Source organism: Myxococcus sp. XM-1-1-1 (genome assembly GCF_020037095.1).
Lineage (GTDB): Bacteria > Myxococcota > Myxococcia > Myxococcales > Myxococcaceae > Myxococcus > Myxococcus fulvus.
Genome location: NZ_JAIQDH010000016.1, coordinates 1 through 12,153 on the forward strand (window position 1 = coordinate 1; position 12,153 = coordinate 12,153).

The following is a 12,153-nucleotide window of genomic DNA, read 5'->3' on the forward strand; positions in this document are numbered from 1 at the left end:
TCTTTACCAACCCTCAGCCCTCTCTCCTCTCGGCCCCCTGCTTGGGCATCCCACCCCAAAAGGGCGAAAGTCGAGTCAGAGGCCGGGCTCCCAGAGGGGACCCGGCCTCTTCTCGTTTCCGGGTTCCCTCTCTCGCAGTACCTGCCGCCCCGTTCGTCTATCGGCGCAGGACACCGCACTCTCTATGCGGGAAGACGGGTTCGACTCCCGTACGGGGCACTCTTCGCGACATCTTCAGGTCCTGTAGCTCAGCGGATTCAGAGCGCTCGGGTGCGAACCGAGAGGCCGCAGGTTCGATTCCTGCCAGGACCACTGTTTCATCTGTTTCATGCACGCCGAGCCAGCGGGCGACGGCATCGGTTCGACATACCGACTTGGCCGGGTTCGACTCCCGGGGCGTGCACTCCCGAAACCTCACGCGGTCGCGGACGGTCGCTCCGGCAGCCGCTCCAGCGCGGGCAGCGCATCGGGCCGGTCCCACAACACGAAGTGGCTGCACCCGTCGAGCGTCACCACCTCGAGCTCCGGACGGCCCTTCTGCGCGCTCTCCAGCATCGACCTGGACTCCAGCACCCGGTCCTTCCCCGGGACGAGCACGGTGCCGCGCCGCACGTTGCGGAACAGCGACTCGTCGCGCTCCTCGAACCAGCGAGCCAGGTCCACCAGGTTGGTCAGCATGGTCGACACCCGCTTCGGATTGAACGGGAACGCCATGATGAGCTCGCGCTTGCGCGCATCCTCCAGCGGCCCCCACGCCCCCCGGTTGTGCCGGGAGATGGGCGCCAGGCGCCACAGCGGGATGAAGAACGGCAGCAGCCACAGCTGCGCCCGCGTCAGGCGCGTGTACGCACGAGCACGCGGAAGCACGGGCGCCTCCAGCACCACCTCTACCTTCTCGAACAGGTCCGGCCGCAGCTTCGCCGCCTCCAGCACCACCGCGCCTCCGCGCGAATGCCCATGGACGCGCACCTGGTCCGTCCTCGGCAGATGCTCCAGCGCCTGCACCAGCACGGCGGCGTCGTGGGCAATCGTGCCCTCCGGAGCGCTCGGCACCTTCGCCCAGGGCGCTGGCACCTCGCGAGGACCTGTAATCGGCAGGTGGTAGTCGCAGCTCGTCACCAGGATGAGCTGGAGCCCCGGGTCCTCGTAGTGGCGCGTGAAGTAGCGCATGTCCGCCACGAAGCCGTGCATGCACAGCACCGTGGCACGCGGGTTCTCACAGCGCCGCTCCGCGATGACCGCCTTGCCCACCCGGTGGATGTGCCCGTCGAAGGCCTCGCTCGGACAGGGCGTGCACTCGCGGACGAGCAGCCACTGCCGCAGGGCGAGCACGAGAACGACGATGCCGACGAGGACTGCGATGGCCACGGACATGCAGACTCCCAGGGGGCCAGGCCTCGAACGGACGGCTCAGGTCGCCTCGCGCATCATATTTCGCGCGATGACCAGCTGCTGAATCTGGCTGGTGCCCTCATACAGGCGGAAAAGGCGCACGTCGCGGTAGAAGCGCTCGATGCCGTAGTCCGCGATGTACCCCGCCCCTCCGAAAATCTGCACCGCGCGGTCCGCGACGCGCCCCACCATCTCGCTCGCGAACAGCTTGCAGCAGGACGCCTCGGTGCTGATGTTCTGGCCCGCGTCCCTGCGCCGGGCCGCGTCCAGCACCATGCAGCGCGCCGCGTAGGCCTCCATGCGGCTGTCCGCCAGCATGGCCTGGATGAGCTGGAACTCCGCGATGGGCTTGCCGAACTGCTCGCGCTCCATGGCGTAGCGCAGGCTCTCCCGGATGAGCCGCTCGGCCACACCCACGCACACCGCCGCGATGTGGAGCCGGCCCCGGTCCAGCACCTTCATCGCCGTCTTGAAGCCCTGTCCCTCCACGCCGCCCAACAGCTGCGTCGCGGGGACACGACAGTCCTCGAAGAGCACGTCCGCGGTGTGCGTCCCCTTCTGTCCCATCTTCCGGTCCGACGGACCGATGATGAGCCCCGGGGTGCCCGCCTCGACGAGGAACGCGGAGATGCCCGCGGCCCCCTTCTCGTCCGGGTTGGTGCGCGCCATCACCGTGAACAGACCCGCCTCGGGCGCATTGGTGATGAAGCGCTTGGTGCCGTTGAGCACGTACACGTCGCCCTCGCGCCGGGCCGTGGTCCTCAACGAGGAAGCATCCGAACCCGCGTTGGGCTCCGTCAGCGCGAACGCACCGACAATCTCTCCCGAGGCCAGTCGAGGAAGGTACTTGCGCCGCTGTTCCTCCGTGCCATCCAGGATGATTCCCTGCGAGCCGATGCCGTTGTTGGTGCCGATGAGCGAGCGGAAGGCGGGCGACGTCTGTCCGAGCACGAAGGCCACCTGCACCTCCTGGCTCATGTTCAGCCCGACGCCGCCGAACTCCACGGGTGTGGACAGGCCGAACAGGCCAAGGGCGCGCATCTCCTCGATGATGTCCCGGGGGATGGCATCCTCGTCCGCCACGCGGTGCTCGTTGGGAATCAGGCGCTCCTTCACGAAGCGCTCCAGCATGGAGAGCAGCTGCTCCAGGGTCTCGTCCTCGCGGGCGGTGAGCATGGTGGTCCTTGTCAGCGGTGCTGCAGTGCCGCCTCGACGTTGCGCACCAGGTTCACCAGCCGGGGACCGATGTCCAACAGCAGTCGCTGACGCGGCAACAGGAACGACGGCCCGCCACAGTTGAAGGCCAACAGCCCGCTGCCATCCGGCGCGATGAACGGCACGCCCACCGCGTTGACGTCCCGGTCCCAGTCTCCGACGGAGAGCGTGAAGCCGTGCGTGCGGTACTCCTCCAGCGCCTGCTCGATGCTCGCCTGGAGGCGCGGCCACTTCTCCGGCTCGCGCTTGGCCATGTGTCCCATCAGGTAGCGACGCTCGCCCTCGGGGAGCGCGGCGAGCAGCGCCCGTCCCATCGCCGTGGTGGCGAGCGGCAGCCTGGAGCCGATGTCCAGCCGCAGCGTCACCGCCGCGGTGGAGCGACAGTGCTCCACGTACACCACGTTGAGCCGGTCCCGACTGCCCAGCGACACCGGGACGTTCGCGTAGTCCGCCAGGTCCTGCATCAGCGGCCGGGCCACGTCGCGCACGCCCATGTTGGAGAGCGCCGCGAAGCCGAGCGCGAGCACCCGCGTGCCGAGCTGATACTTGCCCAGCCGCTCCGAGTACGTGAGGTAGCCCAGCCGCGTCAGCGTATGGGTCAGCCGCGAGATGGTGGGCTTGGGCAGCCCCGTGCTCGCCGCGAGCTCCTGGTTGCCGAGCATGGGGCGCTGCGGGGTGAAGGCCCGCAGAATCTCCAACCCACGCGCGAGCGCCGTCACGAATTGACGGTCCTTCACTTCCTCTTCGCTCACCTGCTCCAGCGACTCCACGAACGGGGCACCGGCGTCACTGGGCGGAGATGAGGGGGCTGCGAAGCGTCTCATGACAGTCCTGACAAGAGCGGGATTGCCATCACGATAAACAGACAGTACAAATGGGTCAAGGTCTGCGAAATTCAGTTTCGCATAGCGAAACAAGGAATATCCAACCATGTCCCACGTGCTCGTCGAGAGGCCCGAGGAAGGCATCGCCTTGGTGCGACTGCATCGTCCCGAGGTCCGCAATGCATTGGGATTGGAGCTGCGCCAGGAATTGTCCGTGGCCTTCCGGGAGCTGGGCGCGGACGCGGCGGTGCGTTGCATCGTGCTGACGGGCGGACCGGAGTTCTTCGCGGCGGGTGCGGACCTGCGGGCCCTGGTGGACGCGACGCCGGTGGACCTGCTGCTGCGGGACACCCAGTGGCTCTGGCAGTCCCTGGCGGAGTGCCCCGCGCCGGTCATCGCCGCGGTGAATGGCTTCGCGCTCGGAGGTGGCTGCGAGCTGGCGATGCACGCGGACATGATTGTCGCGGGAGAGAGCGCCAGCTTCGGTCAGCCGGAGATTCGGGTGGGCATCATGCCGGGGGCGGGAGGCACGCAAAGGCTGACGCGCGCGGTGGGGAAGTTCAAGGCGATGAAGCTGCTGCTCACCGGCGAGCCGATGACGGCGCGGGAGGCGGAGGCCATGGGCCTGGTCACCGAGGTGGTCCCCGACGCGGAGGTGTTGGAGCGGGCGCTCACGCTCGCGCGGAAGGTGGCGAACATGCCGCCCCTGGCCGTGCGACAAATCAAGGAGGTGGTCCTCGCGGGACAGGACGCGTCCCTCGCGGAGGCGCTGCTCCTGGAGCGCAAGGCCTTCCAGCTCCTCTTCGCCACGCGCGACCAGAAGGAGGGCATGCGGGCCTTCCTGGACAAGCGCAAGCCCGCCTTCGAGGGACGCTGACATGGTCGACGTCCAAGCACCCTCGCTCACGTTGGGACTGGTCGGAACGGGCGTCATGGGTCGAGGCATCGCCCAGCTCGCCGCGCAGGCGGGAATCACCGTCCGCCTGTTCGATGCGCGTCCCCAGGCCGCGGAGGAGGCCCGCGCGTCTGTCGCGTCGACGCTCGAGATGCTGGTGACGAAGGGTCGCCTGTCGCCCGAGGAGGCGCGCGCGGCGACGGCTCGGCTCGAGCCTGTTCCCTACGAAGCGTCGCTCGCGGGCTGTGACGTGGTGGTGGAGGCCATCGTCGAGGACCTCGGTGTGAAGCAGGCGCTGTTCACCCGCCTGGAGGGCATCGTCGGGCCGGAGTGCCTGCTGGCCACGAACACCTCGTCGCTCTCGGTGACGGCCATCGCCTCGGTGTGCGAGCGACCAGGCCGCGTCGGCGGCTTCCACTTCTTCAACCCGGTGCCGTTGATGAAGGTGGTGGAGGTCATCGAGGGCGCGCGAACGGAGCCCTGGGTGGGCGAGGCGCTCGTGCTGCTCGCGAGGCGACTGGGTCACCGGCCGGTGCGCGCGGCGGACACCCCGGGCTTCATCGTGAACCACGCGGGGCGCGGCTTCGGCACGGAGGCGCTGCGCATCCTCCAGGAGGGCGTGGCCTCGTTCGAGGTGATTGACCGCGTGCTGCGGGACGCGGCGGGCTTCCGGATGGGGCCGTTCGAGCTGCTGGACCTCACGGGGCTTGATGTCTCGCACCCGGTGATGGAGTCCGTGTACGAGCAGTTCTACCAGGAGCCGCGCTTCCGTCCGTCGTACGTGCTGCGTCAGCGGCTCACGGCGGGACTGCTCGGGCGCAAGAGCGGGCAGGGCTTCTACTCCCACGAGGGAGGACGGCCTCACTCCGTGCCGGAGCCCGCGCTTCCGAAGGGAGAGCAGCGGCCGGTGTGGGTGGCCGCCGATGAGCCCGGCTGGCGCGAGGCGCTGCTGGCCGTGGTGCGCGCGGCGGGTTGGTTCCCAGATGATGGAGAGCATCCCGCGCCGGAGTCGCTGTGCCTGCTCGCGCCGCTGGGGCGGGACGCCACGACCACGGCACTGGCGCTGGAGCTGGACCCCGAGCGCACGGTGGCGGTGGACCTGTTGTTCGGTCCGGAGCGTCGGCGCACGGTGATGACGACGCCGGTGACGCGGCCCGCGTTCCTGGACTCGGCGCTCGCGCTGCTCGGGGCGGATGGAACGCTGGTGGCGCGCATCCACGACAGCACGGGCTTCGTCGCGCAGCGGGTGCTCGCCACCGTGGTGAACATCGCGTGCGACATCGCGCAGCAGCGCATCGCGAGCCCGGAGGACATCGATGCCGCGGTGACGCTCGGGCTGGGTTATCCGCTCGGACCGCTGGCCTGGGGTGACGCGCTCGGTCCGCGACGCGTGTTGAAGGTGCTGGACGCCATCCACGCCGCCTCCGGAGACCCGCGCTATCGCGCGAGCCCATGGTTGTCCCGCCGAGCCCGGCTCGGTGTCTCCCTCCTCACGCCGGAGAGGTGATTCGCATGAGCGCCTATATCTACGATGGGTTGCGCACGCCGTTCGGTCGTCACGCGGGAGCGCTGGCGCCTGTTCGCCCCGATGACCTGCTCTCCGGAGTCATCCGCGCGCTGCTCACGCGCGGCCCGTTCGAGCTGGGGGACATCGAGGATGTCGTCATCGGTTGCACCAACCAGGCGGGGGAGGACAGCCGCAACGTGGCGCGCCACGCCGCGCTGCTCGCGGGGCTGCCCATCGAGGTGGGCGGTGTGACGGTGAACCGGTTGTGCGGCAGCGGGCTCGCGGCGGTGCTGGACGCGGCGCGCGCGGTCATGACGGGGCAGGGAGAGCTCTTCGTCGCCGGGGGCGTGGAGAGCATGAGCCGTGCGCCCTTCGTGCTGCCCAAGGCCGAGTCGGCGTTCAGTCGCGACACCCAGGTGTTCGACACGACGATGGGTGCCAGGTTCCCGAACCCCCGCGTGGTGGCTCGCTTCGGTGGTGACACGATGCCGGAGACGGCGGACAACATCGCGCGCGACCTGGGCATCGGCCGCGCGGCCTCGGACCGGTTCGCGCTGGCTTCGCAGCAGAAGTTCGCGACGGCGCAGGCCCGGGGGTTCTTCGCGGGAGAGCTGGTCCCCGTGGAGCTGCCGGGACGCAAGGGGGCGGTCACCACGGTGACGGTCGACGAGCATCCCCGCCCGGACACGACGCTCGACAAGTTATCCACACTCAAGCCGCTGGCCGCGGAGGGGGTCGTCACGGCGGGCAACGCCTCGGGCATCAATGACGGCGCGGCGGCGCTGCTCGTCGGCTCGATTTGTGTCGGCGAGTCCGTGGGATGCAAGCCGCTGGCACGCATCGTCTCGGCCGCCATCGCGGGAGTCCCGCCACGCACCATGGGACTGGGGCCCGTGCCGGCCGCGCGCAAGGCGCTGGAGCGGGCGCAGTTGGCGCTGTCGGACATGGACATCATCGAAATCAACGAGGCCTTCGCTGTGCAGGTGCTCGGCTGCCTCAAGCTGCTGGAGCTGGGCGAGGACGACAGCCGGGTGAACCCGAACGGTGGAGCCATCGCCGTGGGACATCCACTGGGAGCCTCGGGTGCGCGACTGGCCCTGACAGCGGCGCGACAGCTCCAGGTCTCCGGTGGGCGCTACGCGCTCGTCAGCATGTGCATCGGGGTGGGGCAGGGCATCGCCGCCGTCCTCGAGCGCGTGTGAGTGGCTTCCTCTTCTGACGTTGGGAGAACCGAATGCAGGTCTACGACAAGCTCTACATCCAGGGTGAGTGGGTGGCGTCGCGAGGCGGTGGGCACATCGACGTGCTCAGCGCATCCACAGAAGAGGTGATGGGACGCGTTCCCGAGGGCACGGCGGAGGACGTGGACCGCGCGGTGCGCGCGGCGCGTGGTGCCTTCGAGGCCTGGGCCTCTTTGACCGTCCCGGAGCGGGCGGCGTTCTTGCGGAGGCTCCAGGCGGGGCTGACGGAGCGACAGGATGCGCTCGCGAGGACGATGACGGGCGAGGTGGGCATGCCCCTGGCGCTGTCGAAGGCCATCCAGGTGGGCACGCCCATCACCGTGACGGGGACCTACGTGCAGCTCCTCCAGGAGCACGCCTTCGAGGAGCAGGTGGGCAACTCGCTGGTGGTGCGCGAGCCGGTGGGCGTCGTCGCCTGCATCACACCGTGGAACTATCCGCTGCATCAGATTGTCGCGAAGGTGGCGCCGGCGCTGGCGGCGGGTTGCACCGTGGTCCTCAAGCCCAGCGAGGTCGCGCCGCTCAACGCGTTCATGCTCGCGGAGATCCTCCACGAGGCGGGGCTGCCACCTGGGGTCTTCAACCTCGTGTCCGGAACGGGAGCGGTGGTGGGCGAGGCGCTCGTGCGTCATCCCGAGGTGGACATGGTGTCCTTCACGGGCTCGACGCGAGCGGGACGCCGGGTGTCGGAGCTGGCGGCGGCGACGGTGAAGCGCGTGTCGCTGGAGCTGGGTGGCAAGTCCGCGTCCATCGTCCTCGCGGACGCGAACCTCAAGAACGCGGTGAAGCGGACGGTGGGCAACTGCTTCCTCAACTCGGGTCAGACGTGCACGGCGCACACGCGCATGCTGGTGCCGCGGGCCTTGCACGATGAGGCGGCGCGCCTCGCCGTGGAGGTGGCCACGAGCTTCACCGTGGGCGACCCGTTCCAGGGAGAGGCGAAGCTCGGTCCCGTCATCTCCGAGGCGCAGCGTGCGCGCGTTCGTGAGTACATCCAGCAAGGCATTCGCGAGGGCGCGAAGCTCGTCGCCGGTGGGCCCGAGCAGCCCGAGGGCCTGCCGAAGGGCTACTACGTGAAGCCCACGGTCTTCGCGGGCGTGACGCCGGAGATGACCATCGCGAGGGAGGAGATCTTCGGTCCCGTGCTCGCCATCCTGCCGTACGACGATGAGGACGACGCGGTCCGCATCGCGAACAGCACCATCTACGGCCTGGCCGGCGGTGTCTGGTCGGAGGACGTGGAGCACGCGAAGCGAGTCGCGCGCCGGATGCGCACCGGACAGGTGGACATCAACGGCGGACGCTTCAACCCGCTGGCTCCGTTCGGTGGGTATCGACAGTCCGGCAACGGTCGAGAGCTCGGCCGCTACGGGCTGGAGGAGTTCCAGGAACTCAAGGCGATGCAGCTCTGACGCAGTCCCCCTCATCCGAGTCAGGAGTCCCCATGAAGGCCGCGGTGTGTTTCGAGAAGGACGTGCTGACCGTCACCGACGTGAGCTTCGAGCCGCCGAAGGCGCGCGAGGTGCTCGTTCGCATGGTGGCCTGTGGTGTCTGTCACACGGACCTGTCGGTGGTGAACGGCACGGTGAAGATGAAGCTGCCCTGTGTGCTGGGGCACGAGGGCGCGGGCATCGTCGAGGAAGTCGGGGAGGAGGTCTCCCATCTGCGGAAGGGGGACAAGGTCGTCCTCTCGTGGGTGGCGCAGTGTGGCGAGTGCTACTTCTGTCGCATCCAACGGCCGAACCTGTGCGAGCTCGGCGAGCGCATCAACGCGGGCAACCGGATGCCGGACGGGAGCACGCGACTGCGCAAGGACTCGCGCGAGCTGAACGTGTTCTCCGCGCTGGGGGCGCTGTCGGAGTACGCGGTGGTGCCGGCGCGGGCGGCGGTGAAGCTCCCCGAGGACGCGCCGCTCGACAAGGCGGCGCTGGTGGGCTGCGCGGTGACGACGGGGGTGGGGGCGGTGTTCAACACGGCGCAGATGCCGCCAGGGGCGACGGTGGCGGTGTTCGGCACGGGCGGCGTGGGATTGAACATCATCCAGGGCGCGGTGATTGCCGGCGCCGAGCGAATCATCGCGGTGGACGTGCACCCGAAGAAGCTGGAGTTCGCGAAGGTGTTCGGCGCGACGGACGTCATCGACGCGACGAGCGTGGACCCGGTGGTGGGCATCCGCGAGCTGACGCGAGGGCGGGGCGCGGACTATGCGTACGAAGCGGTGGGCCGCAAGGAGACCATCGAGCAGGCCTACCAGTGCACGCGCAAGGCGGGCACGTGCGTCGTCGTCGGCGTGGGGAGCGTGAAGGAGCAGATCTCCCTCAACGTCTTCGTGCTGCCGTTGTTCGAGAAGCGGCTGCTCGGCTCCTGGTTCGGCACCGCGGATGTGCACCGCGACATGCCTCGGCTGCTGGACCTCTACAAACAGAAGAAGCTCAAGCTGGATGAGCTGGTGACGACGACGTACAAGCTGGACCAGCTCGACCAGGCCTTTACGGACATGAAGAACGGAGTGAATGCACGGGGCGTGGTCCTGTTCTGAGGCCACGCTCAGTCGAGCCAGTCCTCGGCGACGCGCCACTCCGGACTTGGGGGGACCCTGGAGGTCCCCAATGCTTCGACCGCGACGGATTCCAGCTCATCGAGGGTCGCCGTGCGGCGCACCCAGTGAGGGCCTCCGTGAGGTGTGACGCGAGCTTCCCAGGCGTCTCCACAGGGAAGCAGGTGGACCGACCTGTCGAAGAGCCAGACGTCGGCGAGTGTGTACTCACCGTCGCGAGTCTCGGTCTCAGGTGCCGAGCGTCGTGGCGGTGTGGTGACGAAGATGCCCGAGGGAGCGAAGAAGGCGCGCCTGGAGAAGCTGAACCCCCTGGCTTCGAGACGTCGCCCGAGCTCGTCGAGAAGTTCCTGGTGCTGGGTCGTCATAGGGGCTCACGACCGACGCTATGACGTCCGGTGGCATGGGCACCAGGGGCAAGGCATCGAGCCCACTGGTGCCGCACTGACTCACGCCAGCTCTAGAAGAACACGTGCGTGAACCGAGCGCCGATGAACTGGCTCTTCGTCACGCCCTCGGACGCGGCGACGTCCGGCTGGAACTGGAGCATCAGCGTGGAGGCCTTCTCCAGCCGGATGCCCATCGTCAGCCGCAGCGACTGCACCGTGGTGCTCTTGGCGATCTCCAGCTCACCCGCCGGCGTGTCGATGGTGCGCTTGCCGGACGCCTCGACGATGTAGCCCGCGCCCGTGAAGAACGTGGACGACAGGTCCATGCCCAGGTGGAGGATGCCGCCGAACGACGGCGCCTGGCTCATCACCACCTTCGAGCCACCCTCCGCGCTCGGAATCAGGAACTCGTCGTTGTCCCCCTGGAACGCCACGCTGCCCATCAGCTCCGCCGTGAAGATCTTCTTGAATCGCTGACCCGCGACCAGTTGCGGACGTACCACCCACCGGTTCGCCCCGATGTTCACCAGCCGGTTGCTGTCATAGCTGCCCACCGGCACCGTGACGTACGGCGTGAGCGCGAACCACGTGTGCGTGTTGTCCTCGGCGTTCTGCACCAACCCATATCCAATCGTCGGGATGTACGTCACATCCCCCACGCCCGAGGCGCGCAGCGCCGTCTTCGGACCCGCGGGCGACGCCGGGTTCGCCTGGAACACCGTCACGTCCACCACCGGCAGGCTCAAGTCCAGCGGCACCACCACCAGGTCGCCGAACTTCAGCACGTACGTGGCGCGGAAGGCCGCTTGGAGCTGTGAGAAGTCACGCTCGCCGGACGCGGAGACGTGACGCAGATACATGTTGGTGATGATGCCCCGGTGCGGGACGAAAAATCCCGCCTCGTAGTCTCGCAGGTCCGCCTGCTGGGCCTGAGCCCCGGTGGCCGAGAACAGCACTGCGAACAGGACACTGAGCAGCATGCGCTTCATGGTGATTCCCTCCCTCGAGGAACGTCGTCGATACGGTTTGCGTCAGTAACGGAACGGCCACGCCTGGAAGTACCGGCGGACCCGCAGCCACACGCCGAAGAGCCCCAGGGGCTCGAGCACCAGCACTAGCACCACCACCAGCGACAGCAGCACCGTCGACTGCTGCGCGGACGTGAGCTGATTCACGAAGGGAATCGCGCCGCCCACCGTCTCCGCCAACGGGCTCAGGAACGTGAACGCGAGCGCGCCGCTGACGGCGCCGAACACCGTGCCCACCCCTCCCAGCACAATCATCGCGATGTACTGGATGGAGAGGTTCAAATCGAACGGCGGCTCCACCGTGATGTATTGCTGCTGGAACGCGAACATCGCCCCCGCGATGCCCGCCAGGAACGACGACACGCCGAACGCCTGCAGCTTCGCCTGCGTCGTCCCCACCCCCAGCACCTCCGCCGCCAGGTCCTGGTCCCTCACCGCCATCATCGCCCTGCCACTGTCCGAGCGCTGGAGGTTCTTCGTCAGCCACACCGTGAACGCGGCGAGCCCCGCGAAGAGGAAGTACAGCTTCCGCTCGAAGCCGAAGCGCACGCCGCCCACGCTCCACGCGGTGCTCATCGACGCCGCCGCGCCCGTCTCGTCGCGGAACCACCAGTACATCGGCACCGCCGTCCCGCTCAGCCCGCTCGTCACCTCCGGATACGCGAGCAACACGTGCTGCGTCAGGAACACCAATCCCAACGTGACGATGGCCAGGTACAGCCCCTTGAGCCGCAGCGCGAACGCGCCAATCACCACGCCCACCAGCGCGGACACACCGCCCGCCAGTGGCAACGCCAACCAGAACGGCCAGCCCAGCTTCGTGCCGAGCACCGCCGCCGTGTACGCGCCCAGCGCCAGGAACGCCGCGTGCCCCAGGCTCACCTGTCCCGCGAAGCCCGTGAGCACCATCAGCGACGCGGCGCCCACGATGGCCACCAGCCCCAGGTTGCCCACGGTGAGCCACCGCGTGCTCGCCAGCCACGGGTAGCTCAACCCCACGGCCAGCGTCAGCAGCAGTCCGGCCCGCTGCCACAGGCCGGGAAAGAGCTTCAGGTCGTCCTCGTACCGAATCACCAGGGGGCGCGTTGGCATGATGTCGTCTCGCGCG

General features: G+C 68.5%; 10 protein-coding genes and 2 tRNA genes. 7 read left to right on the forward strand and 5 right to left on the reverse strand.

From position 1 onward, the window contains the following. Positions 1 to 146: 146 nt before the first annotated feature. Both K8640_RS27125 and K8640_RS27130 read left to right on the forward strand, forming a co-directional pair. A tRNA-Glu gene (locus tag K8640_RS27125) sits at positions 147 to 219 on the forward strand. A gap of 18 nt (positions 220 to 237) precedes the next feature. Further along, positions 238 to 312: transfer RNA gene (locus K8640_RS27130), tRNA-Arg, on the forward strand. A gap of 102 nt (positions 313 to 414) precedes the next feature. Here K8640_RS27130 and K8640_RS27135 read toward each other — a convergent pair. From K8640_RS27135 to K8640_RS27145, 3 genes are read right to left on the reverse strand one after another with little or no spacing between them, the layout of a single operon-like run. Further along, complete coding sequence (locus K8640_RS27135; protein ID WP_223749716.1) at positions 415 to 1,374, reverse strand: alpha/beta fold hydrolase; 960 nt, start codon at positions 1,372 to 1,374, stop codon at positions 415 to 417. Positions 1,375 to 1,410: 36 nt separating this feature from the next. Continuing rightward, positions 1,411 to 2,568: an acyl-CoA dehydrogenase family protein gene (locus K8640_RS27140; protein ID WP_223749717.1), complete on the reverse strand. Its 1,158-nt coding sequence runs from the start codon at positions 2,566 to 2,568 to the stop codon at positions 1,411 to 1,413. Between the two features lie 11 nt (positions 2,569 to 2,579). Next, positions 2,580 to 3,431, reverse strand: a complete 852-nt coding sequence (locus tag K8640_RS27145; RefSeq protein WP_141331840.1) for an IclR family transcriptional regulator — start codon at positions 3,429 to 3,431, stop codon at positions 2,580 to 2,582. A 106-nt stretch (positions 3,432 to 3,537) separates the two neighbouring features. Here K8640_RS27145 and K8640_RS27150 point away from each other — a divergent pair, with 106 nt between their 5' ends. The 5 genes from K8640_RS27150 to K8640_RS27170 are packed head-to-tail and all read left to right on the forward strand — an operon-like array spanning position 3,538 to position 9,613. Continuing rightward, positions 3,538 to 4,308: an enoyl-CoA hydratase gene (locus K8640_RS27150; RefSeq protein WP_223749718.1), complete on the forward strand. Its 771-nt coding sequence runs from the start codon at positions 3,538 to 3,540 to the stop codon at positions 4,306 to 4,308. A 1-nt stretch (position 4,309) separates the two neighbouring features. Next, the gene (locus tag K8640_RS27155; RefSeq protein ID WP_223749719.1) at positions 4,310 to 5,833 is read left to right on the forward strand and encodes a 3-hydroxyacyl-CoA dehydrogenase; all 1,524 of its coding nucleotides are present in this window, start codon (positions 4,310 to 4,312) and stop codon (positions 5,831 to 5,833) included. Between the two features lie 5 nt (positions 5,834 to 5,838). Beyond that, complete coding sequence (locus K8640_RS27160) at positions 5,839 to 7,035, forward strand: 3-oxoadipyl-CoA thiolase (protein ID WP_223749720.1); 1,197 nt, start codon at positions 5,839 to 5,841, stop codon at positions 7,033 to 7,035. A gap of 32 nt (positions 7,036 to 7,067) precedes the next feature. Continuing rightward, positions 7,068 to 8,486 carry an aldehyde dehydrogenase family protein gene (locus K8640_RS27165; RefSeq protein ID WP_223749721.1) on the forward strand — a complete coding sequence of 473 codons (1,419 nt, stop codon included), beginning with the start codon at positions 7,068 to 7,070 and terminating at the stop codon, positions 8,484 to 8,486. Between the two features lie 32 nt (positions 8,487 to 8,518). Further along, complete coding sequence (locus tag K8640_RS27170) at positions 8,519 to 9,613, forward strand: Zn-dependent alcohol dehydrogenase (RefSeq protein ID WP_223749722.1); 1,095 nt, start codon at positions 8,519 to 8,521, stop codon at positions 9,611 to 9,613. A gap of 475 nt (positions 9,614 to 10,088) precedes the next feature. Here the strand turns inward: K8640_RS27170 and K8640_RS27175 are convergent, their stop codons facing one another. Both K8640_RS27175 and K8640_RS27180 read right to left on the reverse strand, forming a co-directional pair. Further along, on the reverse strand, positions 10,089 to 11,006 hold the full coding sequence (locus tag K8640_RS27175) for a transporter (protein WP_141330198.1): 918 nt from the start codon (positions 11,004 to 11,006) through the stop codon (positions 10,089 to 10,091). A 42-nt stretch (positions 11,007 to 11,048) separates the two neighbouring features. Continuing rightward, positions 11,049 to 12,137 carry a branched-chain amino acid ABC transporter permease gene (locus tag K8640_RS27180; RefSeq protein ID WP_223749723.1) on the reverse strand — a complete coding sequence of 363 codons (1,089 nt, stop codon included), beginning with the start codon at positions 12,135 to 12,137 and terminating at the stop codon, positions 11,049 to 11,051. Positions 12,138 to 12,153: the final 16 nt, after the last annotated feature.